The following is a 25,176-nucleotide window of genomic DNA, read 5'->3' on the forward strand; positions in this document are numbered from 1 at the left end:
ACGGAACGGAGTCTGGTCCCCATGCACACCGCCAGCCCGCAGAAGACCGGGACCGACCCCGCCGGCTACGCCGCGGCCCGGCTGCGCCTCCTCCAGGAGACGGCGCGGCCCGGGTCGTGGCGCAGGGCCGAACTGGCCCGGCTGACCGACGAGTGGCTCGCCGGCCTCTTCGATGCCGCCGTACGCACCGACTCGCGGCGGCCCGGCCCTGCCACGCGCCGGAAGCCCTCACGAAGGATCTCCCTGGTCGCCCTGGGCGGGTACGGCCTGGGTTCCCTGTCCCCTCGAAGCGACCTGGACCTGTTGCTGCTCCACGAGGACGCGGTGGACTCCGAGCAGCTCGCCGCCCTCGCCCACCAACTGTGGTACCCAGTCTGGGACCTGGGGATCGCCCTCGACCACTCCGTGCGCACCCCCGCACAGGTCCGCGCGACGGCCGCCGAGGACGTCAAGGTCCAACTCGGGCTGCTGGACGCCCGACACCTGGCCGGTGACGCGGACCTCACCGCCGAACTGCGCGGCGGGGTACTGGCGCAGTGGCGGAACCGCGCGCCGCGACAGCTGCCCCGCATCCACGCGTCCCAGCGGGAACGGCTCCGACTGCACGGTGAACTCCAGTACCTGCTGGAACCGGACCTCAAGGAAGCCGGCGGCGGACTGCGGGACGTCACCGTTCTCCGCGCCGTCGCTGCCTCGTGGGTGGCCGACGCCCCGCACCGTGGCCTGGCCGAGGCACGGGACACCCTGCTGGACGTCCGGGACGCCCTGCACCTGACCACCGGGCGGGCGACCGACCGGCTCACCATGGAGGACCAGGACCAGGTCGCCTCGTTCCTGGGCCTGTTGGACGCCGACACCCTGCTGCGCCAGGTCTACGAGGCGGCCCGCACCGTCGCCTACGCCAGCGACGTCACCTGGCGCGAGGTCCACCGCGTACTGCGCGACCGCGCCGCGCCCCGACGGCGCCTGGGCCGCAGCCGGGTGCTGACACGGGGCGGTGTGTCGGCGCCGTCGGAGCGGATGCCCCTCGCCGAGGGCGTGGTGGAGTACGACGGCGAGGTGGCCCTCGCCCGGACCGCCCGCCCCGAACGGGACCCGGTCCTGCCCCTGCGCGCGGCGGCAGCCGCGGCACGCTCGGGACTTCCCCTCGCCCTGCCGTCGGTACGGCGGATGTCCGAGGCCACCGTCACCCTGCCCGAGCCCTGGCCCTCCGAGGCCCGCGAGGCGTTCGTGACGCTGCTCGGCGCGGGCGCGGCGACGGCGCCCGCCTGGGAGGCGCTGGAGGTCGGGGGCATCATCAGCCGACTCCTGCCCGACTGGGAGCGGGTGCGCTGTCGGCCGCAGCGCAACCCGGTCCACCGGTTCACCGTGGACCGTCATCTGGTGGAGACCGCGGTGCAGGCCTCCGCCTTCACCCGCGACGTGCACCGGCCGGACCTGTTGCTGGTCGCCGCGCTGCTGCACGACATCGGCAAGGGCTGGCCCGGCGACCACGCCATCGTGGGGGAGACCATCGTCCGGGACATGGCCGCCCGCATGGGCTTCGACGAGGCCGACGTCGACACCCTGGCCGTGCTGGTACGCCGACATTTGCTGCTGATCGACACCGCGACCCGACGGGACCTGGACGATCCCCAGACCATCCGCTCCGTCGCCGCGTTGATCCCGGATGCCGGGACCCTGGAACTGCTGCACGCCCTGACCGAGGCCGACGCCCGGGCCACCGGACCGGCCGCCTGGTCGGACTGGCGCAGCACCCTGGTGGGAGAACTGGTCACCCGTACCCGGTCCGTGCTCGCCGGGGAGAGCGCCGAACGCCAGGTCGCCAGTGGCGAACTCGACGCGGAAGCGAGGGAGTTGGCCCTCCGGGCGGCGACCCGGTCGAAGCCGGAACTGGTCCTCAGGCTGCCCGGCGAGGCCGACCTGCCACAGGGCGGCGACGACGCGGCGACGGCGCCCCAACCGGTCGGCGCCGAACTGCTGATCGCGCTGCCCAGCCACCCCGAGGCGTTCGCCGCTGCCTCCGGGGTCCTCGCCCTGCACCGGCTCGCGGTGCGCACCGCGGACCTCAAGGAGCTGTGGGTCTCCGCGGCGTCGGCGCGGGCGGACGGCGCCGACGCCGCGGAAGCGGTGGTGAGTGAGCGCCCCGCGCCTCGGGCCGGCCGCCGGGAGGAGGGCACCGCGGTGCTGTTGCTCAGTTGGCGGGTGGCCGCGGAGTTCGGGGCGCTGCCCCAGGGCGAGCGACTGCGCGCCGACCTGGTGCGCGCGGTCGAGGGCACCCTGAACATCCAACGCCGGCTCGCGGAACGGGAAGCCGCCTACCGCCGCCCCCGCCGACGGCGCTCCGTGGTGGCCCCGCCCCGGGTCACGGTGGCTCCCCACGGCTCCCGGTCCGCCTCGGTACTCGAAGTGCGCGCCCAGGACGCCCCGGGGCTGCTGTTCCGCATCGCCGCCGCCCTCGCCGAGGCCGGCGTACTGGTGCGCGGGGCGCGGGTGAGCACGCTGGGGGACAACGCGGTCGACGCCTTCTACGTCACCGACCGCGAGACGGAACCCCCGGGGCCCCCGGTGCCCCTGGCGGAGTCCGAGGCCTCCAGGCTGGCGCGCTCCCTGGAGCGGACCCTGGCGGCTGACTGACCCGCCGCCGTACGGATACCCTTGGGGCGTCGACCGCCTGCCCGATTCGCGGTCGCTCCGTACGCCTCCAACGTGAAGGATTCGCTCCGCCGTGTTCGACACTCTCTCCGATCGCCTCGCAGCGACGTTCAAGAACCTCAGGGGCAAGGGCCGTCTGAGCGAGGCGGACATCGACGCCACGGCGCGCGAGATCCGCGTGGCCCTGTTGGAGGCGGACGTCGCGCTGCCCGTGGTGCGGGCCTTCATCAAGCAGGTCAAGGAACGTGCCATGGGGGCGGAGGTCTCCCAGGCACTGAACCCCGCCCAGCAGGTCATCAAGATCGTCAACGAGGAACTCGTCGCCATCCTCGGCGGCGAGACCCGTCGGCTGCGCCTGGCCAAGAACCCGCCCACCGTGATCATGCTGGCGGGCCTCCAGGGCGCCGGTAAGACGACCCTGGCCGGAAAGCTGGGGCGCTGGCTGAAGAACCAGGGGCACTCCCCCCTGCTGGTCGCGTGTGACCTGCAACGCCCCAACGCGGTCAACCAGCTGAGCGTGGTGGCCGAGCGCGCCGGCGTCGCGATCTTCGCGCCGGAGCCGGGCAACGGCGTGGGCGACCCCGTCCGGGTGGCCGAGGACTCGGTGGCGCACGCCCGCGACAAGCAGTACGACGTCGTCATCGTCGACACCGCCGGACGTCTGGGCATCGACCAGGAACTGATGGCGCAGGCCGCCGACATCCGGGACGCGGTCAGCCCGGACGAGGTCCTCTTCGTGGTCGACGCCATGATCGGCCAGGACGCGGTGACCACCGCCGAGGCCTTCCGTGACGGCGTGGGCTTCGACGGAGTGGTCCTGTCCAAGCTGGACGGTGACGCGCGAGGCGGTGCCGCGCTGTCGGTGGCCCAGGTCACCGGCAAGCAGATCATGTTCGCGTCCAACGGCGAGAAGCTGGACGACTTCGACGCGTTCCACCCGGACCGCATGGCCTCGCGGATCCTCGGCATGGGTGACGTGCTCACCCTGATCGAGAAGGCCGAGCAGACCTTCAGCCAGCAAGAGGCCGAGAAGATGGCGGCCAAGCTGGCGAAGGGGCCCAAGGAGTTCACGCTCGACGACTTCCTGGCGCAGATGGAGCAGGTCCGCAAGATGGGCTCCATCTCCAAGCTGCTCGGCATGATGCCCGGCATGGGGCAGATGAAGGACCAGATCAACAACCTGGACGAACGCGAGGTGGACCGCACCGCCGCGATCATCAAGTCGATGACCCCGGCCGAGCGCGCGGAGCCGACGATGATCAACGGGTCGCGCCGGGCCCGTATCGCCCGGGGTTCGGGCGTCGAGGTCAGCGCGGTCAAGAACCTGGTGGAGCGCTTCTTCGAGGCGCGCAAGATGATGTCCAAGATGGCGCAGGGCGGCGGCGTTCCCGGGATGCCGGGTATGCCGGGGATGCCCGGCGCCGGCGGCGCCAGGCGCAAGGGCAAGCAGCAGAAGAAGGCCAAGGGCAAGCAGCGTTCCGGCAACCCGATGAAGCGCAAGCAGCAGGAGGAGGAGGCCGCCCAGCGTCGCAGCGCCCAGGGAGACGGCGTCTTCGGTCTGCCCGGGGCCGGTCAGAGCGCGGAGAACTTCGAGTTGCCCAAGGAGTTCCGGGACATCCTGCCCCCCCAGTGACCTCCGCTTCGGTCGCGGTGGACCAGCTCGGATCCGGGCCGTCCACCGCGACTGGCTTTTCCGCCTCCCCTCGGGCGATGATGCACGTCATGCGCGTGTATATCCGGCCACCGGAGCCTGGGGATGAACGCCTCTACAGTGAGGCCGTGGTCCGTTCCAAGGAGCACCTGGAGCCCTGGAACCCGGTGGAGCCGGACGGTTTCCCCGAGTTGCTCCGCCGCCAGGGGCCCGAGCTGCACTCGTTCCTGATCCTCGACCGGGAGGAGGAGGGGCTGGTCGGCCGGGTGAACGTGGCCAACATCGTGCGCGCCCGCTTCTGCAACGCCTCGCTGGGATACGACAGTTACCTGCCCTACGCGGGCACCGGTCGTATGACCGAGGGGCTGCGCCTGATCGTCGACCGCTGCTTCGCCCGGGCGCCCCGGGGACTGGGGCTGCACCGGCTAGAGATCAACGTGCAGCCGGAGAACGAACGTTCCATCGCCCTGGCCAAGCGGCTGGGGTTCCGTCACGAGGGCTTCTCCCCGCGGATGCTGTACCTCAACGACGCCTGGCGCGACCACGAGCGTTTCGCCCTCACCGCCGAGGAGTGGCTGCCCCTCTGAGGCCGTCGTCGTGGACGGGAGCGGGCTGGCTGGATCCCCGGTCCCGATTCCCGGCGTTGACGTCCTGCGACGTACGATGCCGGCCATGGCAAGAACACCCGTCCTCACCCCTCAGGCCGAGGACTTCCCGCGCTGGTACCAGGATCTGATCGCCAAGGCCGAACTGGCCGACAACGGCCCGGTGCGCGGGACCATGGTCATCCGACCGTACGGCTACGGCATCTGGGAGCGGATGCAGGCCGACATGGACTCCCGCATCAAGGAGCAGGGAGCCCGCAACGCCTACTTCCCCCTCTTCATCCCGCAGTCCTACCTCACCCGGGAAGCCGAGCACGTGGAGGGCTTCGCCCCGGAACTCGCGGTGGTCACCCACGGCGGGGGCAAGGAGCTGGAGGAGCCGGTGGTGGTCCGGCCCACCTCGGAGACCATCATCAACGAGTACTTCTCCCGGTGGGTGCAGAGCTACCGGGACCTGCCCCTGCTGATCAACCAGTGGGCCAACGTGGTGCGTTGGGAGATGCGGCCCAGGCTGTTCCTGCGCACCTCGGAGTTCCTGTGGCAGGAGGGTCACACCGCCCACGCCACCTACGAGGAGGCGCGGGACTACGCGGCACGCATCCAGCGCCACGTCTACGCCGACTTCATGGTGAACGTCCTGGGCATCGACGTGCTGCTGGGCCGCAAGACCGCCAAGGAGCGGTTCGCCGGCGCCCTCAACACCCTCACCCTCGAAGCGATGATGGGGGACGGCAAGGCCCTGCAGATGGGGACCAGCCACGAACTGGGCCAGAACTTCGCCCGCGCCTTCGACACCCGCTACCTCTCCCGGAACGGGGAGCGGGAACTGGTCTGGCAGACCTCCTGGGGCAGCACCACACGCATGGTCGGAGCCCTGGTGATGGCCCACGGCGACGACCAGGGACTGCGCGTGCCCCCTCGCCTGGCGCCGGTACAGGTGGTCGTCCTGGCCATCAAGGGCGAGGACGAGGTGCTCGCCTCGGCGCGGCGCGTCGCCGAGGAACTGAGGGCGGCGGGGGTTCGGGTCGAGGAGGACCTCAACACCGACACCCCCTTCGGCCGCCGCGCGGTCGACTGGGAGTTGAAGGGCGTGCCCCTCCGCGTCGAGATCGGCCCCCGGGACGTCGAGCAGGGCGCGGTCACCCTGGCCCGCCGCGTCGTCGGAGGCAAGGAACCGGTGCCGGCGGAACGCCTGCGGGAGTTGGTGCCCCGACTCCTGGAGGAGGACCAGGAGACGTTGCTCCGGCAGTCCCGGGAACGCCGCCAGTCGCGGACGGTCGAGGTCACACGGCTCGACGAGGCCGTGGAGGTCACCCAGCAGGGGCGTTGGGCCCGCATGGTCTGGGCTGATCTGGGCCCGGAGGGCGAGGAGAAGCTCGCCCAGCACGGCGTGACCGTACGGTGCCTGGTGACCGAGGACGACGACGTCCCCGAGAGCGAGGGGCAGCCCGGGGTGCGGGCCGTGATCGCCCGCGCTTACTGAACGCTGGAACGTCACGTACGGAGAGTGGCGTTGAGGGTGCGGAAGAGCCCTTCAAATGGGGCTACTTCAGCAGTTGTCCGCACTCTCCGCCTGTCGTGACCCACTTCATGAACTGGTGAGTACGTGCGAAATATTTGCGATGAGCCCGAATCGGAACACAGGGGGACGGTTGGTCGTTGAACACGACGTGAGCACGACACCAGTCCTTGCCGCCGAGCTGGCCGCCGCCTGGGCGGACATCCAGCGCTACCACCCCGACCTGCCGGACCTCGCCGCGCCAGAAGCCCTGATCGGTGAGTCGTCCTCCGCCTGCGGAGCCGAGCTCTCCTTCGAGCGGCTGCTGCACGAGGCGGTGCACGGCCTGGCCGCCGCCCGGGGAGTGCGCGACACCTCCCGGGCCGGGCGGTACCACAACCGACGTTTCCTGGCGATCGCCGAGGAGTTCGGGCTGCGGCACCGGCAGGAGCCGCACCCCAGCAGTGGTTTCTCGCTGGTCACCATGGCGCCCGAGACCCGTCGCCGGTATCGGCGTACGATCCAGCGGCTGTCCCGGGCCCTGCGCGCCCACTCCATGGCGAACAACCGGGACAGCGACCGCGCCTTCCGGGGGCCGGCCGCCCGGCACGGTTCCTCCGGTGGCGGTGTGCGGGTCAAGGCCGTCTGCGACTGCGGCCGGAACGTACGGGTGGTGCCCTCGGTGCTGGCACAGGCCCCCATCACCTGTGGAGCCTGCGGCAAGCCCTTCCGTATCCCCGAGGTCGTGGCGGTGGGTTGACGCCTCCCGGCCCGGGAGGCCGTGAGGATGGGCGAATTCGGCTGTCCGGGCCGGGTGTGGCAGAATGCCTGCCCGTACTCGACAGCTGATTCGGACCCCTCTCTCCGGCGGCTGACGCGTCCATCGGGATCTCGGGTACCACAACCCCACGTGGCAACTCGTCGCATCCCAACCTCGTCAAGACCAGGAGACACCACAGCTGTGGCAGTCAAGATCAAGCTGAAGCGTCTGGGCAAGATCCGTTCGCCTCACTACCGCATCATCATCGCCGACTCCCGTACCCGCCGTGACGGCCGGGCCATCGAGGAGATCGGCATCTACCACCCGGTGCAGAACCCCTCGCGCATCGAGGTCGACTCCGAGCGCGTGCAGTACTGGCTGGGTGTCGGCGCGCAGCCGACCGAGCCGGTGCAGGCCATTCTGAAGGTCACCGGCGACTGGCAGAAGTTCAAGGGTCTGCCGGCCCCCGAGCCGATGAAGGTGGCCGAGCCCAAGGCTGACCACCGGGCCCTGTTCGAGGCCGCCGCCAAGGAAGCTGGCGACGAGCCCAAGGGGGAGGCCGTCACCCCCAAGGCCAAGAAGGCCGACAAGAAGGCGGACGAAGCCACCGAGTCTTCCGCGACTGAGGGCTGAGGATGCTGGAGGAGGCCCTTGAGCACCTGGTGAAGGGCATCGTCGACCATCCCGACGAGGTTCAGGTCGACTCCCGCAATCTGCGCCGGGGCCGGGTGTTGGAGGTACGGGTGCACCCCGACGACCTCGGCAAGGTCATCGGTCGCAACGGTCGTACGGCGCGAGCCCTGCGCACCGTCGTGGGTGGACTCGGCGGCCGTGGCATCCGCGTCGACCTGGTCGACGTCGACCAGGTGCGCTGAACGCGTCAAGGCACCGGCACGGGCCGGGGACCGGGGCTGTCCGACGACAGGAACCCCGGGCCCCGGCCCGTCGTCGTAGCCGATCACGGTAGGTCTGGATGGTTATGGAGTACGCACAGTGCAGTTGGTAGTCGCCCGGATCGGCCGTGCCCACGGCATCAAGGGTGAGGTGACGGTCGAAGTCCGCACGGACGAACCGGAGTTGAGGTTGGCCCCCGGCGCGGTGCTGGCCACGGACCCGCCCTCCGCCGGTCCCCTCACCATCGAGCAGGGACGGGTGCACAGTGGACGCCTGCTGCTGCGCATCGCCGGAGTGCGGGACCGTACGGGGGCCGAGGCACTGCGCAACGTGCTGCTGATCGCCGAGGTCGACCCCGAGGAACGCCCCGAGGACCCCGACGAGTTCTACGACCACCAGCTGGTCGACCTCGACGTGGTCACCGTCGACGGCACCGCCGTGGGACGGGTGCAGGAGGTCGCCCATCTCCCGGCTCAGGACCTGCTGGTCGTCAGGCGCGCCGACGACAGTGAGGTCCTCATCCCGTTCGCCAGCGAGATGGTGCCCGAGGTCGACCTGGAGGCGCAGCGGGTGGTCGTCGACCCTCCGCCCGGGCTGCTGCCGGAGGAGGACGAGACCTCGGGGGAGGGCCCCACGGAGCCCGCCACACGCTCCGGGGCGGACGACTGATGCGGCTGGACGTCATCACGATCTTCCCCGAGTACCTCGCGCCGTTGGACCTCTCCCTGGTCGGCAAGGCGCGGGAGCGGGGCCAACTCGACGTACGTGTACACGACTTGAGGCAGTGGACGCACGACCGTCACCACACCGTCGACGACACCCCCTACGGCGGCGGGCCGGGCATGGTGATGAAGCCGGAGCCCTGGGGCGAGGCACTGGACCAGCTGCTCGATGGCGCCCGGGCGGAGGGCCGAGCCGAGGAGCCGACCCTCGTGGTGCCCACACCCAGCGGGGCGCCCTTCACCCAGGAACTCGCGGTCGAACTCTCCGGCAGGCCCTGGCTGGTCTTCACGCCGGCGCGCTACGAGGGCATCGACCGCAGGGTGGTGGAGGAGTACGCCAGCCGGCTGAACGTACGTGAGGTGTCGATCGGCGACTACGTACTGGCCGGTGGTGAGGCCCCGGTGCTGGTGATGGTGGAGGCCGTGGCCCGGCTGCTGCCGGGGGTGTTGGGCAACGCCGAGTCGCACCGGGACGACTCGTTCGCCCCGGGGGCGATGGAGCGCTTGCTGGAGGGGCCGGTGTACACCAAGCCGCCCAGTTGGCGGGAGCGTGACGTTCCCGAGGTGCTGCTCAGCGGACACCACGGACGGGTCGCCCGCTGGCGGAGGGACCAGGCCCTCGCGCGTACCGCGTCCCACCGTCCCGACCTGTTGGCCGGGATCGGCTCCGCCGAACTGGACCGCGCGGACCGGGAGAAGCTGTGTGAGCTGGGGTGGGTCGAGTCCGACGGCCGATTTTGGCCGCCGGGGGACCGCGTGGAAGAATGAGCGACCGTGCCGTTTCCGGGGTGTGACCTGCCACAGGGGGAGTCCACACACGGACCGGCGCACACCCCTTCGGGGTTTTCCCTCTCACCACGATGATTCCGTTGATGACCTGTGGCATCAGCGAGGAAAGCAGACGGTCATGCAGCTTCTCGACAGTGTTGACTCCGCTTCGCTGCGGACCGATGTCCCGGCCTTCCGCCCCGGTGACACGGTCAACGTTCACGTGCGCGTGATCGAAGGTAACCGCTCGCGTGTGCAGCAGTTCAAGGGCGTCGTCATCCGTCGCCAGGGCGCGGGGGTCCGTGAGACCTTCACCGTCCGAAAGATCAGCTTCAGCGTCGGCGTGGAGCGGACCTTCCCGGTCCACACTCCCGTGGTGGAGAAGATCGAGGTCGTCACCCGTGGTGACGTGCGTCGTGCGAAGCTCTACTACCTCCGTGACCTGCGCGGCAAGGCCGCGAAGATCAAGGAGAAGCGCGAGAACTGATCTTGCCGCCGTCCCTCGTCTGAGGTCGTGTACGGCGGGTTAAGCTCTCGCCGATGGAAACCGAAAGACAGCGGCGGCACGAGTCAACGGAACGCGACCGGAGGACCGTTCTCCCTGGAGCACGGTGGTTCCGGTCGCGTTTTGTTCGTGTGGGCGCGGTCCTGGCCGCTGTGGTGGCGCTCCTCTCCCTGTTCAGCACCTATGTGGTGCAGCCCTTCGCGATCCCGAGTTCGTCCATGGCCAACACCCTGCGAGCGGGCGACCGCGTGCTGGTGAACAAGTTGGCTTATCGATTCGGCAACCTTCCGCAGCGCGGAGACGTTGTGGTGTTCGACGGCACCGGTTCCTTCGAGGAGGAAAGGGCCTCGAACGAGGGAAGGGTATGGACGTGGCTGCGGAAGGCCGGATCGGCGGTGGGCCTGGTGAGACCAGCTGAGACCGACTACGTGAAGCGTGTGATCGGCGTCGGCGGTGACCGGGTGGTCTGCTGCGACAAGCGGGGGAGGGTTGAAGTGAACGGTGAACCAGTGCGGGAGGAGTACCTGCATCCTCAGGACAAGCCCTCCTCCGTGCCCTTCGACGTCACCGTGCCCGAGGGCCGGCTGTGGGTGATGGGGGACCACCGCTCGGAGTCCAGCGACTCCCGTGACCTTCTCGGGAAGCCCGGCGGGGGGACCGTGCCGGAGGACCGGGTGCGCGGACGGGTGGACTGGTTGGTGTGGCCGCCCAGGCGGGTTGAGGCTCAGCCGTCGACCGACCAGGCCCTGGCGCACCGCGACAGCCTCGGAGCCGTCCATGGGTAGCCACGGTCGGCCGCGTGGCCGGCGCCGCCGCCCCGAGTCGCCCCCCGACACCTCGGACGCCTCCTCGTCGTCTCCTGAGGTCGGGGCGCCTTCGGCTCCCGAGATGAACGGGCGGCCACACCCCGGGGCGAGCGCCGGCAACGGCTTCGTCGGTGCGGGGGCCGCCCCGCCTGTCCGCCCCGACGACGCGGGTCCCGCCGTCCCGACGGTGCCGGGTCCGGGCGACATCCCCGGGTTCCCGCCGAACGGGGTGGTCTCCTCCGACACGATCCGGTTGCGGTACCCGCACCCCCCGTCGGGTTCGGACACGCCGTCCCAGGACCTCGACCCCGACCAGGAGTGGCTGGGGCGGCTACGGGACGCCGAGTCCGGGCTCGCCGGGGACGACGCCGACTCGGCGGCGGACGACGCGGAGGCCCAGCCGCTACGTCGCCTCGGAGAGGGCCGCGCCGCACGTCGGCGTGCGGCGAAGCGCATCAAACGGCGCCGTCGGCTGTCGGCGACCAAGGAGATACCCATCCTCATCGGCGTAGCCCTGGCTATCGCCTGGGTCCTCAAGACCTTCCTGGTGCAGGCCTTCGTCATCCCGTCCGGTTCCATGGAGCAGACGATCAAGATCGGTGACCGGGTGCTGGTGGACAAGCTCACCCCGTGGTTCGGTTCCAAGCCGGAGCGGGGAGACGTGGTCGTGTTCAAGGACCCGGGCGGCTGGCTGCCGCCGTCGGAGCAGAAGCAGGCCGACGATCCCGTGGGGATCAAGCAGGTCAAGTCCGCCCTCACCCATGTCGGTCTGTTGCCGTCCGCCAACGAGCAGGACCTGATCAAGCGCGTGGTGGCGGTCGGCGGGGACACCGTGAAGTGTTGCGGCAAGGACGGCCGGGTGACCGTGAACGGCACACCGCTGAACGAGCCGTACCTCCACCCCGGGAACGCTCCCTCGCGGATGGAGTTCGAGGTGAAGGTCCCCGAGGGGCGGGTCTTCGTGATGGGTGACCACCGCTCCAACTCGGCGGACTCCCGATATCACCTGAAGGACGAGGGCAAGGGCACCATCCCCGAGGACATGGTGGTGGGGCGCGCCGTGGTGATCGCCTGGCCCTTCGGCCACTGGCAGCGGCTCGAACAGCACGACACCTACGCTTCCGTGCCCGATGCACGGAACTCGGGGACAGCGGCCAAGATCGCAGGGGACAATCGAACCACGCCACTCCCGATCCCTGCGGAACTCCCGCTCGTTATGGGAGTAGTGGGCCTGTCCCGGCCGTGGGGCGGGCGGTATCGCAGTGTGAGGAGTGGATGTGGGGGACGTGGCGGTCGGCGCACGGTCGGGGACCGGAGAGCCAGAGCGACGCCCGGAGGACCGTACGGGGTCCGAAGGAGATCAGGACGATCCGGGAAACCGACACAGGAGTAAGAAGAAGCCCCGTTCCTTCTGGCGCGAACTCCCGTTGCTGATCGGGATCGCCCTGGTGCTGGCCCTGGTGATCAAGACCTTCCTGCTCCAGGCGTTCTCGATTCCCTCCGACTCCATGAAGGACACCCTCCAGCGGGGGGACCGGGTGTTGGTGGACAAGCTCACCCCGTGGTTCGGTTCCAAGCCGCAGCGCGGCGAGGTCGTGGTCTTCCACGACCCGGGCAACTGGCTGCGTGGTGCGAGCAGTTCGGGGAACTTCCTCCAGAAGGGGCTGAGCGCCGTCGGCCTGATGCCGTCCGCCGACGAGAAGGACCTCATCAAGCGGGTCATCGCTGTCGGCGGGGACACGGTGGAGTGCGACCGCGGCGGGTCCGTCAAGGTCAACGGCAAGAAGCTGGACGAGCCGTACCTCTACCCGGGCAGCACCCCCTGCGACGACATGCCCTTCGGCCCGGTCAAGGTGCCCGACGGGAGGCTCTGGGTGATGGGGGACAACCGCCAGGACTCGCTGGACTCCCGGTACCACCAGAAGGACGAGGGCAAGGGCACCGTGCCGGAGAGCGAGGTCGTCGGTCGGGCCATGGTCGTGGGCTGGCCGCCCACCCGGTGGAACAACCTGCCGGTGCCTGACTCCTTCGACAAGCTCGGTAGCGCCCGGTAGCGCTGATTCGGATGTCCTTCCCACCCGCTCACCGACCGCCTTCCCGCCGACCAGGTGCTGCCCCGTCGCTGCACGCCCGGTTAGGGTTCGGCCAGATCCTCAACGGCGGTGACATCAGGAGCGGCGGGATGGTCGACATCAGGAGGTCCTCGGACAGGCGGGGAGACCGGGGGAGCCTGCTGTCGGGTGTGGTGGTGTTCGTCGGCTGTGTGCTGTTCCTCGGCGGCTTCGTCTGGGGCGCCGTGGTCTACCAGCCGTACACCGTGCCCACCGACTCCATGGCTCCCACGGTCTCCTCCGGGGACCGGGTCCTCGCGGAACGCATCGACGGTTCCACGGTGCGCCGGGGGGACATCGTGGTGTTCGAGGACGCCGTGTGGGGCTCGCTGCCCATGGTCAAGCGTGTGGTGGGCGTGGGTGGGGACAAGGTCGCCTGCTGTGACAGCAAGGGCAGGCTCACCGTGAACGGCAGGCCCGTCGACGAGCCCTACCTCTCCACCAAGGGCCCGGCCTCGCCCAAGGGCTTCCACAGCACCGTGCCCGAGGGCCGGCTGTTCCTGCTGGGCGACCACCGCGACGACTCCCTCGACTCGCGGATACACCTCACCGACAGTGGCAAGGGGTCCGTCGACCGCTTCTCGGTCAAGGCGAGGGTGGACGCGACAGCCTGGCCGCTGAGCGGCATGGGTGTGGTGGCACGCCCCGACAGCTTCGCCGCCCTGCCCGGCGGAGTCTCCGAGCCGGGGCCGGTGCGCGCCATCGTGGCGACCATCCTCACCGGTGCCGGACTGATCCTCGGCGGAGCCGCGTATGGCCCGATCGCACGCCTGAGCGGTCGACGCCGTCGTACCTGACGCACAATAGGGGGACGCACGGCAGAAGGGGCCCTTGCCATGAGCGCCGAGGATCTTGAGAAGTACGAGACCGAGATGGAGTTGAAGCTCTATCGGGAGTATCGCGACGTCGTCGGCCTCTTCACCTACGTCATAGAGACCGAACGGCGTTTCTACCTCACCAACGACTACGAGATGCAGGTGCACTCAGCGGGCGGTGAGGTCTTCTTCGAGGTGTCCATGGCGGACGCGTGGGTCTGGGACATGTATCGACCAGCGAGGTTCGTCAGACAGGTGCGGGTCCTCACCTTCAAGGACGTGAACGTCGAGGAGCTGAACAAGAGCGATCTCGATCTTCCCGAAGGTTCCGGGTTCAAGGGCTCCTGAGGCGAGAGGTTCCTCCGAAAGGGCGAACGGGTTCTCCACAGAGCGCGGGTTATCCACAGAAGCGCACCATGATCAACTAGTGCGCCCCGCACCCCTCACAGTCGGTGCCGGAGGTGGTACCGATGAGCACGTACGCACGTGGAGCACTGGGTCGATACGGAGAGGACCTCGCGGCGCACCGACTGCACCGTCTGGGGATGCGCATCCTCGCGCGCAACTGGCGTTGTGGCGAGGGGGAGTTGGACATCATCGCCGCTGAGGACGACGCGCTCGTCGTCTGCGAGGTGAAGACCCGCCGGGGCACCAGGTACCAACACCCCATGGCCTCGCTGACCCCGCTCAAGGCCGCTCGGATCAGAAGGCTCTCCTCCAGGTGGCTGAGCGAGTGCTGGCTCGCCAGATACGGCAGTCCCCCCATGGGCGGGGTCCGCATCGACCTGGTCGGGGTGGTGCTCCGCGACGGACGGGGGCCCGAGGTCTACCACGCTCCGGGGGTGGCGTGATGGCCTTCGCGCGTACATGCTCCGTGGCGCTGGTCGGGGTGGAGGGGGTGCTCGTCGAGGTCCAGGCGGACCTCGAACCGGGTATCGCCACCTTCACGCTGGTCGGCCTTCCCGACAAGAGCCTGGTGGAGAGCAGGGACCGGGTACGGGCCGCGATGGTCAACTCGGGGGCCGAGTGGCCGCAGAAGAAGCTCACCGTGGGACTGAGTCCGGCATCCGTCCCCAAGGGCGGCAGCGGCTTCGACCTGGCGGTGGCCTGTGCCGTGTTGGGGGCGGCGGAAGCCATCGACCCCAGGGTGATCGCGAACCTGATGATGATCGGCGAGCTGGGCCTGGACGGCCGGGTGCGATCCGTACGGGGAGTGCTGCCCGCCGTGCTCGCGGCAGCCGAGGCGGGATACCGCGAGGTGGTGGTCCCCGAGGACGCGGTGCCCGAGGCGGCTCTGGTGCCCGATGTGTCCGTGCTGGGCGTCCGCAGCCTCCGACAGCTCATCGCGGTGCTCCGCGACGAGCCGGTCCCCGACGAGGAACCCCTTCCCGGAACGCGTGGTCAGAGCGCGGCGGGCACCTCGATGTTCCTGCCCGCCGGTACGGGCCTGGGGCCGCCAGAGGCCGGCGAGCGACCCCCGGACATGGCCGACGTGGTGGGTCAGCCGAGGGCTCGGTACGCCCTGGAGGTCGCCGCCGCCGGCGGCCACCACCTGTTCCTCACCGGCCCTCCCGGCGTCGGCAAGACGATGTTGGCCGAGCGCCTCCCCGGACTCCTGCCACCGCTGACCCAGCGGGAGTCCCTCGAGGTCACGGCGGTGCACTCGGTCGCCGGCGTCCTGCCCGAGACGCGTCCACTGATCTCCACGGCGCCCTACTGCGCCCCTCACCACTCCGCGACGATGCCGTCGATCGTCGGTGGCGGCAACGGCGTGCCACGTCCCGGAGCGGTGTCCCTCGCACATCGGGGCGTGCTGTTCCTGGACGAGGCGCCCGAGTTCAGCGGCAAGGTGCTGGACGCGCTCCGGCAACCACTGGAATCGGGACACGTGGTCGTAGCCCGCTCGGCGGGGATGGTGCGGCTCCCCGCGAAGTTCGCCCTGATCCTGGCCGCCAACCCCTGTCCTTGTGGGCGGCACAGCCTGGTGGGGGCGGCCTGCGAGTGTCCACCCTCTCTGGTCCGGCGCTACCAGGCGCGGCTGTCCGGCCCTCTGCTGGACCGGGTGGACCTCCGCGTGGCCGTGGAACGCGTGAGCCGGGCCGAGCTGGCCCAGGCCGTGACCACCTCCGAGGACAGCGCGACGGTGGCGGAACGCGTGGTGACCGCACGGGAGCGCGCGGCCCACCGGTACGTCGACACCCCGTGGCGCACCAACAGCGAGGTGCCCGGACACGAGCTGCGCACCCTCTGGCCGTTGCCCGGCGAGGTGATGAGCCAGGCCGAACGCGACCTGGAACGGGGCCTGTTGTCCGCCCGGGGACTGGACCGCGTGCTGCGGGTCGCGTGGACCATCGCCGACCTCACCGGACGGGACCGCCCCGGCAGCCAGGAGGTGGCTAGGGCACTGCACCTGCGTACCGGGGTCGAACGCGGAGTGCCGGCGGAGGTCACCTCATGACCACCCCCGCGCGGTCCGCGTCCCCCCAGGAGCGGCTGGCCCGCATGAGCCTCAGCTACGTGACGGAGCCCGGCGACCACCAGGTGGGCCGCTGGCTGGAGCGATACGGCGCACAGGAGACCCTCAGCGCCCTGGAGGGCGACACCCGGCTGGACGGTGCCACCGCCCGGCGCTGGGAGGGCCTGCGACTCCGCATGAGACAGCTGCGCCCTGGTAGGGCACTGCGGGACCTGCGTGATCACGGCCTGCGCTTCGTCTGTCCCGGGGACGCCGAGTGGCCCACCCAGCTCGATGACCTGGGGTTGCAGACGCCGCTGGGACTCTGGGTACGAGGCACCCCCTCCCTGCGCTTCTGGGCGCTTCGTTCCGTGGCCGTGGTGGGCGCCCGCGCCTGCACCGGCTACGGAATCCACATGGCGTCCACCCTGGGAGCGGACCTGAGTGAGCGGGGCTGGACAGTGGTGTCCGGGGCGGCCTACGGCGTCGACGGCGCCGCTCACCGAGGTGCCCTGGCCGGTGGTGGAGCCACCGTGGCGGTCCTCGCCAACGGACTGGACGTGCCGTATCCACGAGGACACAGCGGCCTGATCGCACGCATCGCCGAACACGGCCTGGTGGTTGCCGAGTTGCCGCCCGGGGCTCACCCGACACGGTCCCGATTCGTGTTGCGGAACCGCGTCATCGCCGCCCTCACTCGGGGAACTGTCGTGGTGGAGGCGGAACTGCGCAGCGGTTCCCTGGTCACGGCGCGGAACGCGCAGGCTCTGGGCAGGTACACCATGGGAGTCCCCGGCCCAGCGACATCGGCGCTCTCCACGGGGGTTCACGAACTCCTGCGAGGAGAGGGGCACTTGGTCTCGGACGTCGCTGAGATCATCGAAGTGGTCGGCGAGATGGGGGAGTTGGCGCCCGCTCGCCAAGGACCCGTTCATCCCCGAGACGCGTTGCCCGCCGAGACCGCGGCCGTTCTGGAAGCGTTGCCGGGGCGGGGAGGCGCGGGCGAGATCGAAATTGCCCGGGAGGCGGGAAACTCGGTCGAGGCGACTCGCATGAGGCTCCACGAACTGCGTTCCCTGGGACTGGTCGAAAAACAGGGCGACGGGTGGGCACTCGTCAGGCTTTCATCAGCCAACCCCATCGAGTGATGGCCGGGTCCTTGATCTGTGATTACTGAGTGACAAGGTGAGTGCCGTACACCCTGAACGGTTCGGAGGATCAGTCGGACTGCGGGGAGTACTCCCAGGCGCGGGCAGCGGGACGAATCATCGTCTGCCAGTGAAACGCTCTTTACGCATTGCGATGGTGCCGTGACGCCATGCCCGCGCCGACACACCCGCGACTCGCACGTGACCAGACCTTTCCGCCTCCCTCCCCTTCCGATCGGCCGACTTCGTCCAGGAGCGGCCGTTACCCAGAACGGCGCACGACAGCGAAATGCCCCAGCACACCCACGGGCCTGCCCACGCCACAGCCACCGCGGTGTCGACCTCGAACAACGACAGCGCGCGGGTCGCTGCGCCCCGGTCGCTCCCCGAACTCTGGCGCTCGTACAAGGAGACGCAGGACGGGAAGCTGCGTGAGCAACTGATCCTCCACTACTCGCCCCTGGTGAAATATGTCGCCGGCAGGGTCAGCGTGGGGCTTCCCCCCAACGTCGAGCAGGCCGAGTTCATGTCGTCGGGGATCTTCGGGCTCATCGACGCCATCGAGAAATTCGACCCGGACCGCTCGATCAAGTTCGAGACCTACGCGATCACCAGAATTCGTGGCGCCATGATCGATGAACTACGCGCCATGGACTGGATTCCGCGTTCCGTACGCCAAAAGGCCCGTGCCGTGGAGCACGCCTACGCCACGCTGGAGGCCTCGCTGCGCCGTACGCCCTCGGAATCCGAGGTGGCGCGTGCCATGGATGTCTCCGTGGACGAACTGCACACGTTGTTCGGCCAGTTGTCCCTCGCCAATGTGGTGGCGCTTGAGGAACTGCTCCACGTGAATGGCGACGGTGGTGAACGCCTCAGCCTGATCGACACACTGGAGGACACCACCGCGGACAACCCGGTGGAGGTGGCCGAGGACCGCGAACAGAGGACCCTGCTCGCCCGGGCCATCAACACCCTTCCCGAACGTGAGAAGACCGTGGTGACGCTCTACTACTACGAGGGCCTCACCCTGGCCGAGATCGGGGAGGTCCTCGGGGTGACGGAGAGCAGGGTCAGTCAGATCCACTCCAAGTCCGTGCTGCAACTACGAGCCAAGCTGGCCGATATCCGTTGAATCGGCCCTTCGGGCACTCGCGCGGCCCCTGGGCACCTCCTTAAGCTGGGGACGTGCCCAGGATTCGAGCGGCCTCACTGGCCGAGCACCGGACTATGCAGCGCGGCGCCTTGCTGGAGGCCGCCCGCACCCTCCTGTCGGAAGGCGGCACGGACGCGTTGACCTTCCCCGCTCTGGCCGAGCGCACCGGCCTGGCGAGGTCCTCCGTCTACGAGTACTTCCGTTCCCGCGCCGCTGTAGTGGAGGAGTTGTGCGCGGTCGACTTCCCTGTGTGGGCCACGGAGGTCGAGGCCGCAATGGAGCGCGCGACCACACCGCAGGCCAAGGTCGAGGCCTATGTGCGCAGACAGCTCGCTCTGGTGGAGGACCGCCGTCACCGAGCCGTGGTCGCGATCTCCGCGAGTGAGCTGGAAGCCGGTGCCCGGGAGAAGATCCGCGCTGCCCACGGCGGGCTCATCGCCATGATCGTCAAGGCTCTGGAAGACATGGGACACGCTGAGCCGAGGCTGACGGCCATGCTGTTGCAGGGCGTCGTCGACGCTGCCGTGCGCCGCATAGAACTCGGTGCGGCGGAGAGCCCGGAGGTCGTCGCCGAAGCGGCGGTGTCCATGGTGCTGTCCGGGGTGGGCGGAGCCCGCTCCTGACGGTCGGGGCCCCGACCGTACCCACGTTTCGTGGCTGAACGGTGAGGGGCCCCTGCCCGTAACGCCTCCCCGGGCGGACTCGCACCGTCGCGGAGCCCATGGGACCTGGGCCAGGAGCATCGTACGAGGGTGCTGGCCGGGCGCGCCGAGGTGCCGTCCCCCTCCAGCCGCCCCGGGGTCCTGGGTGTCCCGCTTCCCTTCGGCGTTCCCTCCCCGAGGTGGACCGTGGCGGGCCTGGGGGCCGGAACGTCGAGGTAGGGCAAGAGGCGTGGCCGGCGGGGGTGAAGCATCTCCGAGGGGAGGAGGGAGAGCGGGTTGAAGTAGCGCTTCTCGCGGCGCAACCCCCAGTGCAGGCAGGAGCCCTCGCAATGTGAGGTCCCGGCCTCTACCCGCCCGATGACTTCTCCGGCCCGTACCCGTGTCCCCTTGCGCAAGGACGCCTCCACCGGTTCGTAGGTGGTGCGCAACGGTGGGTCGCCGCTGCCGGCCACCGTCACCGAGACCACGCCTCGTCCGGCAACCCTGCCGGCGAAGGTGACCTTGCCGTCGGTGGCTGCGCGTACGACAGCACCGGGCCGGGCGACGAGATCCACTCCACGGTGCCCCGGACCCCAGGGGGACTCCGGTGGATCCCAGCCTCGAAGGATCTGGGGGACCCGGGTTCCGGGACTGCTGACCGGCCAGGCCCGGGAAGCCGAGGGGGCACCACCTGCCGGTGGCCGGTTCGGCGAGGTGAGGCCTGGGGGTCCCGTTTCGGGAGGGGGCGGAGCCTCTGTGGCCGAAGCCACCTGTGTCAGGCCGGTACTGGCCAGCCAGGCCAATCCGGCGAGGCCGGCTACTCCAGCGAGGAGCAGGGCGCTCCGGCAGCGGCGGAGGAGGGAAGGTCGGGATGTCGTGATCGCCATGAGGTCACGGTGACGTGGACGGGCCTGGCCCGCTGGCGGGGCCACGAATCTGTGGAGTACCGGCCGGTTGTGGATAACCAACTGACCCGTAGGGAGGAGCTGTTGGTTCCTGGTTGACGCCTTCCGTGGGACCGGCTGCCGGGGAGACCGTGTGCGCGTTCGGCCTGCGCGGCGTCACCTGTGGTAGCCGTCGACGGGCGTGTCATCGGGCACGGCGGTGGTCCCGTACACTTCTAGGGCGATCCAGGTGACTGGGTCGACTTCGCGTGCCCCTCATCCATCGCGTGATGGCCGCGTATCTCGGTCCTCGGCAGGCCTCCAAGCCTCCGGGGCAAACGCGTAGGGGCACCAGGCAGGCGGAGGCATTCCCGCCACCGCTGAGAACCGAGTACCTCAAGGAGAACGGCCATGGCCGTCGTCACGATGCGGGAGCTGCTGGAGAGCGGCGTCCACTTCGGGCACCAGACCCGCCGCTGGAACCCGAAGATGAAGCGCTTCATCTTCACCGAGCGCAACGGCATTTACATCATCGACCTGCTCCAGTCGCTGTCGTACATCGACCGCGCCTACGAGTTCGTCAAGGAGACCGTCGCTCACGGCGGATCCGTCATGTTCGTGGGCACCAAGAAGCAGGCCCAGGAGGCCATCGCCGAGCAGGCCACCCGTGTGGGTATGCCCTACGTCAACCAGCGTTGGCTCGGCGGCATGTTGACCAACTTCTCGACGGTCTACAAGCGGCTGCAGCGGCTCAAGGAGCTGGAGCAGATCGACTTCGAGGACGTGGCCGCCTCCGGCCTGACCAAGAAGGAACTGCTGGTCCTCTCCCGCGAGAAGGCCAAGCTGGAGAAGACCCTCGGCGGCATCCGCGAGATGCAGAAGGTCCCCAGCGCGGTGTGGATCGTCGACACCAAGAAGGAGCACATCGCGGTCGGTGAGGCCCGGAAGCTCAACATCCCGGTCGTCGCCATCCTGGACACCAACTGCGACCCGGACGAGGTCGACTACAAGATCCCGGGCAATGACGACGCGATCCGCTCCGTCACTCTGCTCACCCGCGTCATCGCCGACGCCGCCGCCGAGGGCCTGATCGCGCGTTCCGGCGCTGCGGAGGCCAAGGGCGAGAAGGCCGCCGGGGAGCCCCTCGCCGAGTGGGAGCGCGACCTCCTGGAGGGTGAGAAGGACAAGGCCGAGGGCGAGAAGGCCCAGGAGGCCAAGCCCGAGGAAGCCAAGGCTGAAGAGGTCAAGGCCGAAGAGGCCAAGACTGAAGAGGCCAAGCCCGAGGAGGCGCCGGTCGAGGCTGAGAAGCCGGCCGAGCAGAGCTGACCCAGCTCAACAGCGAAGCACGGGGATACGGCGGGGGTGGGTGCCTCCGCCGTATCCCCGTGCACACCCGGATTGCGATCCGAATCGACCACCCTGATCGATACATCGAGAAGAGACACAGACCATGGCGAACTTCACCGCCGCTGACGTCAAGAAGCTCCGTGAGCTGACCGGCGCCGGCATGATGGACTGCAAGAAGGCGCTGGACGAGGCCGAGGGCAGCGTCGACAAGGCCGTAGAGATCCTGCGGGTCAAGGGCCAGAAGGGCGTGGCCAAGCGGGAGAGCCGTACCGCTGAGAACGGTGCGGTGATCGCGTTGATCGCCGACGACAAGGCCAGCGGCGTGCTGGTCGAGCTGAAGTGCGAGACCGACTTCGTCGCCAAGGGTGACCGCTTCGTCGCCGCGGCCAACGCCATCGCCGAGCACGCGGCCTCCACCGCTTCCGTCGACACCGACGCCCTGCTCGCCTCCGAGATCGAGGCCGGCAAGACCGTCCAGGCCTTCGTGGACGAGAAGAACGCCGAGCTGGGCGAGAAGATCGTGCTCGGGCGCTACGCCCGGTTCGCCGGCGCCTACGTCGCCACCTACCTGCACCGCACCAACCCGGACCTGCCCCCGCAGGTGGGCGTGCTGGTCGAGCTGGACAAGGAGAACGCGGAGCTGGCGCGCGACGTCGCCCAGCACATCGCGGCCTTCGCGCCGAAGTTCCTGTCCCGCGAGGACGTTCCCGCCGAGACGGTGGAGAACGAGCGTCGCGTGGCGGAGGCCACCGCGCGTGAGGAGGGCAAGCCCGAGCAGGCGCTGCCCAAGATCGTTGAGGGTCGGGTCACCGGCTTCTTCAAGGAGAACTGCCTGCTGGACCAGCCCTTCGCCAAGGACAACAAGAAGTCCGTGGAGAAGGTGCTCGACGAGGCCGGCGTGGTCGTGAAGAACTTCGCTCGCTTCCGTGTCGGTGCCTGAGAACGAACACTGACCGGCCCGGGCCCCGGTAGCCGGCGGAAACCACTCCGCCCCTATAGGGTCGAGCGAGGGCAGTTGTGACGAGGAGGCCATTGCCGTGGACGGAACCCTGAGGATCCACCCGGCAGTGGCCTCCTTCGTATGTGCGCGAGGAGAGATCGATGAACCAGGGTGCAGCCGATGACCCAGGCACGGGCAAGGGCGTAACGGACGGTCGGGACCGCCGGTTTCTGCTGAAACTCTCCGGCGAGGCTTTCGCCGGGGGCGGCGGACTCGGGGTGGACCCGGACGTGGTGCACAAGGTGGCCAGAGAAGTGGCCGCGGTGGTCCGTGACGGCGCCCAGATCGCCGTGGTGATCGGTGGTGGCAACTTCTTCCGAGGCGCCGAGCTGCAGCAGCGCGGCATGGACCGCGCCCGCTCCGACTACATGGGGATGCTGGGCACGGTGATGAACTGCCTCGCCCTCCAGGACTTCCTGGAGAAGGAGGGCATCGACTCCCGTGTACAGACGGCCATTTCCATGGGGCAGGTCGCCGAGCCGTACATTCCCCTGCGGGCGGTCCGGCACCTGCAGAAGGGACGAGTCGTGATCTTCGGTGCCGGGATGGGGATGCCCTACTTCTCCACCGACACCACGGCTGCCCAGCGCGCCCTCGAAATCCACGCCAAGGCCCTGCTGATGGGCAAGAACGGCGTGGACGGCGTGTACGACTCCGACCCCGCCAAGAACCCCGAAGCCGTGAAGTTCGACGCTCTGGAGTACGGCGAGGTCATCACCCGCGACCTGAAGGTCGCCGACGCCACCGCGATCACCCTCTGCCGGGACAACAAGCTCCCCATCCTGGTGTTCGAACTGCTGGTGGAGGGGAATATCGCGCGAGCGGTGCAGGGTGAGAAGATCGGCACGCTGGTCAGCGACCAGGGAAGCCGGGACTGACGGAGCGTCACATGACCGCTGTGGACGGGCGGATGGCGTTCCGTTCGGACACACCCGGTCACCACCGTCCCCGGCAGCGTGACGCACGGGGATGGACAACGGCCTGTCGGTCAGCGACCGTTCAGGCAACACAGCTGTAGCACTGAGGCCCACCAAACCAGGAGCACGTGGTGATCGAAGAGACCCTCCTCGAAGCCGAGGAGAAAATGGAGAAAGCGGTTGTGGTCGCCAAGGAGGACTTCGCCGCGATCCGCACGGGCCGTGCGCATCCGGCGATGTTCAACAAGATCGTCGCCGACTACTACGGCGCCGCGACGCCCATCAACCAACTCGCCTCGTTTTCCGTGCCGGAGCCGCGGATGGCCGTGGTGACGCCTTTCGACAAGAGCGCGCTGCGCAACATCGAGCAGGCGATCCGTGACTCCGACCTGGGAGTCAACCCCTCCAACGACGGCAACATCATCCGGGTCGTCTTCCCGGAGCTGACCGAGGAGCGCCGCAAGGACTTCATCAAGGTCGCCAAGACCAAGGCGGAGGACGCCAAGATCTCCATTCGCAGCGTACGGCGCAAGGCGAAGGAAGCCATCGACAAGGCGATCAAGGACGGCGACGTCGGCGAGGACGAGGGGCGCCGCGCGGAGAAGGAGCTGGACGACACCACCGCGAAGTACGTCGCGCAGGTGGACGAACTGCTCAAGCACAAGGAATCAGAGCTGCTCGAGGTCTGAGGCTGCACTCGTGAACGACCCTTCCCCGGGGCCTTCGTCGCCCCAGAACGGCCTCGCGCGCACGCCGTGGACGCCGCCGCCTCCCCCCACCGGAGATCTCACTTCGGCGACGGCGGGTCCCGAGCGCGGGAGCCCGGCGGCGTCGCAGACTCGGCGTATGCCCATCGTGCCCGGTCCAGAGAGTTCGTACGGCCCAGGAAACGGAGCCCAAGAGGCTCACGGCGCTCAGGAAGCGCAGGGAACCCCCGTCGGGTCTCAGGCACCCGCCCCCGGCGCTCCGTCGGCGGGGCCGGGAGCGGATGCGGGGCGAAGCGAGGGTGGCCGCAAGCGTGCGGGGAGAGATCTCCGTGCCGCCATCGGCGTGGGGGTCTCCCTCGGCGTGGTCATCCTGGTCTCGCTCTTCGTCTACAAGCCTGTCTTCCTGGGCGTCATAGCACTGGCTGTGGCGGTGGGTCTGTGGGAGCTGACCCGGCGGCTGCAGGAGTGCCGAGACATCCGTACGCCGCTGGTGCCCCTCGTGGCCGGCGGGGTGTCGATGGTCGTGGCGGGCTACGCCTGGGGAGCGAGTGGTGCGGGCGCGGTGATGGCGGTCACCGTGCTCGCGGTCTTGGTCTGGCGGATGGCCTACGCCCCGCTGACGTACCTGCGGGACGTCAGCGCCGCGGTGTTCGCCGCGTTCTACGTACCCTTCCTGGCGACCTTCGTCGCGATGATGCTCTCCGCCGACGACGGCGCGCTCAGGGTTCTCACCTTCCTCCTGCTCACGGTCGTGAGCGACACCGGTGCCTACGCCGTGGGCTGGAAGTTCGGCAAGCGCAAGCTGGCCCCCCGCATCAGCCCCGGCAAGACCCGGGAGGGGCTGATGGGCGCGGTCGTCTCCACCATGCTCGTGGGAGCGATCTGTACGCAGTTCCTGATCGACCAGGGCGTGTGGTGGCAGGGACTGTTGCTGGGGCTGGCCGTCGCCCTCAGCGCGACGTTGGGTGACCTCGGGGAATCCATGATCAAACGGGATCTCGGGATCAAGGACATGGGCACCCTCCTTCCCGGACACGGCGGCATCATGGACCGCCTCGACTCCCTGCTGCCCACCGCGCCTGTGGTGTGGCTGATCCTGGCCCTCTGCGTGGGACAGGGCTGAGCCTTCACGAG

Annotated in this window: 24 protein-coding genes and 2 pseudogenes; 25 read left to right on the forward strand and 1 reads right to left on the reverse strand. The window is 69.3% G+C overall.

From position 1 onward, the window contains the following. Nucleotides 1-21: 21 nt before the first annotated feature. The 20 genes and pseudogenes from ABZT14_RS23825 (at nucleotide 22) to ABZT14_RS23920 (ending at nucleotide 19,169) form a co-directional block, all read left to right on the forward strand. On the forward strand, nucleotides 22-2,637 hold the full coding sequence (locus tag ABZT14_RS23825; protein ID WP_356306088.1) for a [protein-PII] uridylyltransferase: 2,616 nt from the start codon (nucleotides 22-24) through the stop codon (nucleotides 2,635-2,637). A 91-nt stretch (nucleotides 2,638-2,728) separates the two neighbouring features. Further along, nucleotides 2,729-4,288, forward strand: a complete 1,560-nt coding sequence (gene ffh / locus ABZT14_RS23830; protein WP_356306090.1) for a signal recognition particle protein — start codon at nucleotides 2,729-2,731, stop codon at nucleotides 4,286-4,288. A gap of 77 nt (nucleotides 4,289-4,365) precedes the next feature. Beyond that, nucleotides 4,366-4,893, forward strand: coding sequence for a GNAT family N-acetyltransferase (locus tag ABZT14_RS23835; protein ID WP_356306092.1), 528 nt, complete (start codon nucleotides 4,366-4,368; stop codon nucleotides 4,891-4,893). A gap of 85 nt (nucleotides 4,894-4,978) precedes the next feature. Continuing rightward, the gene (gene proS, locus ABZT14_RS23840; protein WP_356306094.1) at nucleotides 4,979-6,394 is read left to right on the forward strand and encodes a proline--tRNA ligase; all 1,416 of its coding nucleotides are present in this window, start codon (nucleotides 4,979-4,981) and stop codon (nucleotides 6,392-6,394) included. Between the two features lie 139 nt (nucleotides 6,395-6,533). Continuing rightward, nucleotides 6,534-7,169: a hypothetical protein gene (locus ABZT14_RS23845; RefSeq protein ID WP_356306097.1), complete on the forward strand. Its 636-nt coding sequence runs from the start codon at nucleotides 6,534-6,536 to the stop codon at nucleotides 7,167-7,169. 201 nt (nucleotides 7,170-7,370) lie between these two features. Next, nucleotides 7,371-7,802: a 30S ribosomal protein S16 gene (gene rpsP, locus ABZT14_RS23850; RefSeq protein WP_356306099.1), complete on the forward strand. Its 432-nt coding sequence runs from the start codon at nucleotides 7,371-7,373 to the stop codon at nucleotides 7,800-7,802. Between the two features lie 2 nt (nucleotides 7,803-7,804). Then, a complete protein-coding gene (locus ABZT14_RS23855) occupies nucleotides 7,805-8,044 on the forward strand; it encodes an RNA-binding protein (protein WP_356306100.1) in 240 nt (79 codons plus the stop codon). A gap of 118 nt (nucleotides 8,045-8,162) precedes the next feature. Then, the gene (gene rimM / locus ABZT14_RS23860; RefSeq protein WP_356306102.1) at nucleotides 8,163-8,732 is read left to right on the forward strand and encodes a ribosome maturation factor RimM; all 570 of its coding nucleotides are present in this window, start codon (nucleotides 8,163-8,165) and stop codon (nucleotides 8,730-8,732) included. After that, nucleotides 8,732-9,553 carry a tRNA (guanosine(37)-N1)-methyltransferase TrmD gene (gene trmD, locus ABZT14_RS23865; protein WP_356306104.1) on the forward strand — a complete coding sequence of 274 codons (822 nt, stop codon included), beginning with the start codon at nucleotides 8,732-8,734 and terminating at the stop codon, nucleotides 9,551-9,553. Before rimM ends, trmD begins: the two co-directional genes overlap by 1 nt. Before the next feature lie 139 nt (nucleotides 9,554-9,692). After that, nucleotides 9,693-10,040, forward strand: a complete 348-nt coding sequence (gene rplS, locus ABZT14_RS23870) for a 50S ribosomal protein L19 (RefSeq protein WP_356306106.1) — start codon at nucleotides 9,693-9,695, stop codon at nucleotides 10,038-10,040. A gap of 53 nt (nucleotides 10,041-10,093) precedes the next feature. Then, nucleotides 10,094-10,843 (forward strand): signal peptidase I, encoded by a 750-nt coding sequence (lepB, locus tag ABZT14_RS23875; protein ID WP_356306108.1) that lies wholly within the window; start codon nucleotides 10,094-10,096, stop codon nucleotides 10,841-10,843. 103 nt (nucleotides 10,844-10,946) lie between these two features. After that, a complete protein-coding gene (gene lepB, locus ABZT14_RS23880; RefSeq protein WP_356306110.1) occupies nucleotides 10,947-12,257 on the forward strand; it encodes a signal peptidase I in 1,311 nt (436 codons plus the stop codon). Next, nucleotides 12,151-12,906, forward strand: a pseudogene (gene lepB, locus ABZT14_RS23885) (signal peptidase I); the annotation flags it as partial. The gene lepB (ABZT14_RS23880) and the pseudogene lepB (ABZT14_RS23885), both read left to right, overlap by 107 nt. 140 nt (nucleotides 12,907-13,046) lie before the next feature. Further along, on the forward strand, nucleotides 13,047-13,772 hold the full coding sequence (lepB, locus tag ABZT14_RS23890) for a signal peptidase I (RefSeq protein ID WP_356306112.1): 726 nt from the start codon (nucleotides 13,047-13,049) through the stop codon (nucleotides 13,770-13,772). 39 nt (nucleotides 13,773-13,811) lie between these two features. Continuing rightward, entirely contained in the window at nucleotides 13,812-14,138 is a 327-nt protein-coding gene (locus tag ABZT14_RS23895) for a DUF2469 domain-containing protein (protein ID WP_356306114.1), read from the forward strand. 122 nt (nucleotides 14,139-14,260) lie between these two features. After that, nucleotides 14,261-14,641: a YraN family protein gene (locus ABZT14_RS23900; RefSeq protein WP_356306116.1), complete on the forward strand. Its 381-nt coding sequence runs from the start codon at nucleotides 14,261-14,263 to the stop codon at nucleotides 14,639-14,641. Continuing rightward, nucleotides 14,641-16,248 (forward strand): YifB family Mg chelatase-like AAA ATPase, encoded by a 1,608-nt coding sequence (locus tag ABZT14_RS23905; protein WP_356306118.1) that lies wholly within the window; start codon nucleotides 14,641-14,643, stop codon nucleotides 16,246-16,248. The genes ABZT14_RS23900 and ABZT14_RS23905 overlap by 1 nt, the downstream gene beginning before the upstream one ends. Further along, nucleotides 16,245-17,393 carry a DNA-processing protein DprA gene (gene dprA / locus ABZT14_RS23910; RefSeq protein ID WP_356306121.1) on the forward strand — a complete coding sequence of 383 codons (1,149 nt, stop codon included), beginning with the start codon at nucleotides 16,245-16,247 and terminating at the stop codon, nucleotides 17,391-17,393. Before ABZT14_RS23905 ends, dprA begins: the two co-directional genes overlap by 4 nt. Nucleotides 17,394-17,682: 289 nt before the next feature. After that, the gene (gene whiG / locus ABZT14_RS23915; protein ID WP_356306123.1) at nucleotides 17,683-18,525 is read left to right on the forward strand and encodes an RNA polymerase sigma factor WhiG; all 843 of its coding nucleotides are present in this window, start codon (nucleotides 17,683-17,685) and stop codon (nucleotides 18,523-18,525) included. Between the two features lie 77 nt (nucleotides 18,526-18,602). Further along, complete coding sequence (locus tag ABZT14_RS23920) at nucleotides 18,603-19,169, forward strand: helix-turn-helix domain-containing protein (protein ID WP_356306239.1); 567 nt, start codon at nucleotides 18,603-18,605, stop codon at nucleotides 19,167-19,169. A gap of 323 nt (nucleotides 19,170-19,492) precedes the next feature. Here ABZT14_RS23920 and ABZT14_RS23925 read toward each other — a convergent pair. Next, nucleotides 19,493-20,074: pseudogene (locus ABZT14_RS23925) on the reverse strand (M23 family metallopeptidase); the annotation flags it as partial. 408 nt (nucleotides 20,075-20,482) lie between these two features. Between ABZT14_RS23925 and rpsB the strand changes: the two are divergent. The 5 genes from rpsB (at nucleotide 20,483) to ABZT14_RS23950 (ending at nucleotide 25,165) form a co-directional block, all read left to right on the forward strand. Then, complete coding sequence (gene rpsB, locus ABZT14_RS23930) at nucleotides 20,483-21,397, forward strand: 30S ribosomal protein S2 (RefSeq protein WP_356306125.1); 915 nt, start codon at nucleotides 20,483-20,485, stop codon at nucleotides 21,395-21,397. A gap of 124 nt (nucleotides 21,398-21,521) precedes the next feature. Next, entirely contained in the window at nucleotides 21,522-22,358 is an 837-nt protein-coding gene (tsf, locus tag ABZT14_RS23935) for a translation elongation factor Ts (RefSeq protein ID WP_356306127.1), read from the forward strand. A 161-nt stretch (nucleotides 22,359-22,519) separates the two neighbouring features. After that, nucleotides 22,520-23,296 (forward strand): UMP kinase, encoded by a 777-nt coding sequence (pyrH, locus tag ABZT14_RS23940; RefSeq protein WP_356306129.1) that lies wholly within the window; start codon nucleotides 22,520-22,522, stop codon nucleotides 23,294-23,296. Nucleotides 23,297-23,466: 170 nt separating this feature from the next. Continuing rightward, nucleotides 23,467-24,024 carry a ribosome recycling factor gene (gene frr, locus ABZT14_RS23945; protein ID WP_356306130.1) on the forward strand — a complete coding sequence of 186 codons (558 nt, stop codon included), beginning with the start codon at nucleotides 23,467-23,469 and terminating at the stop codon, nucleotides 24,022-24,024. 10 nt (nucleotides 24,025-24,034) lie between these two features. After that, nucleotides 24,035-25,165 carry a phosphatidate cytidylyltransferase gene (locus ABZT14_RS23950; protein ID WP_356306131.1) on the forward strand — a complete coding sequence of 377 codons (1,131 nt, stop codon included), beginning with the start codon at nucleotides 24,035-24,037 and terminating at the stop codon, nucleotides 25,163-25,165. The last annotated feature ends 11 nt before the right edge of the window (nucleotides 25,166-25,176 follow it).

Origin of the sequence: Streptomyces sp. NPDC005438, assembly GCF_040606315.1 — a bacterium.
Taxonomy (GTDB): Bacteria; Actinomycetota; Actinomycetes; order Streptomycetales; family Streptomycetaceae; genus Streptomyces.

Bases quoted from the DNA above. Each gene is read 5' to 3' on its own strand.
- ABZT14_RS23835 (WP_356306092.1), top strand. From the start codon at position 4,366: ATGATGCACGTCATGCGCGTGTATATCCGGCCACCGGAGCCTGGGGAT.
- pyrH (WP_356306129.1), top strand. From the start codon at position 22,520: ATGAACCAGGGTGCAGCCGATGACCCAGGCACGGGCAAGGGCGTAACG.
- proS (WP_356306094.1), top strand. From the start codon at position 4,979: ATGGCAAGAACACCCGTCCTCACCCCTCAGGCCGAGGACTTCCCGCGC.
- ABZT14_RS23900 (WP_356306116.1), top strand. From the start codon at position 14,261: ATGAGCACGTACGCACGTGGAGCACTGGGTCGATACGGAGAGGACCTC.
- dprA (WP_356306121.1), top strand. From the start codon at position 16,245: ATGACCACCCCCGCGCGGTCCGCGTCCCCCCAGGAGCGGCTGGCCCGC.
- lepB (WP_356306112.1), top strand. From the start codon at position 13,047: ATGGTCGACATCAGGAGGTCCTCGGACAGGCGGGGAGACCGGGGGAGC.
- tsf (WP_356306127.1), top strand. From the start codon at position 21,522: ATGGCGAACTTCACCGCCGCTGACGTCAAGAAGCTCCGTGAGCTGACC.
- ABZT14_RS23845 (WP_356306097.1), top strand. From the start codon at position 6,534: ATGAGCCCGAATCGGAACACAGGGGGACGGTTGGTCGTTGAACACGAC.
- ABZT14_RS23825 (WP_356306088.1), top strand. From the start codon at position 22: ATGCACACCGCCAGCCCGCAGAAGACCGGGACCGACCCCGCCGGCTAC.
- ABZT14_RS23905 (WP_356306118.1), top strand. From the start codon at position 14,641: ATGGCCTTCGCGCGTACATGCTCCGTGGCGCTGGTCGGGGTGGAGGGG.
- ABZT14_RS23855 (WP_356306100.1), top strand. From the start codon at position 7,805: ATGCTGGAGGAGGCCCTTGAGCACCTGGTGAAGGGCATCGTCGACCAT.
- trmD (WP_356306104.1), top strand. From the start codon at position 8,732: ATGCGGCTGGACGTCATCACGATCTTCCCCGAGTACCTCGCGCCGTTG.
- whiG (WP_356306123.1), top strand. From the start codon at position 17,683: ATGCCCCAGCACACCCACGGGCCTGCCCACGCCACAGCCACCGCGGTG.
- ABZT14_RS23895 (WP_356306114.1), top strand. From the start codon at position 13,812: ATGAGCGCCGAGGATCTTGAGAAGTACGAGACCGAGATGGAGTTGAAG.
- rpsB (WP_356306125.1), top strand. From the start codon at position 20,483: ATGGCCGTCGTCACGATGCGGGAGCTGCTGGAGAGCGGCGTCCACTTC.
- rplS (WP_356306106.1), top strand. From the start codon at position 9,693: ATGCAGCTTCTCGACAGTGTTGACTCCGCTTCGCTGCGGACCGATGTC.
- lepB (WP_356306110.1), top strand. From the start codon at position 10,947: ATGAACGGGCGGCCACACCCCGGGGCGAGCGCCGGCAACGGCTTCGTC.
- lepB (WP_356306108.1), top strand. From the start codon at position 10,094: ATGGAAACCGAAAGACAGCGGCGGCACGAGTCAACGGAACGCGACCGG.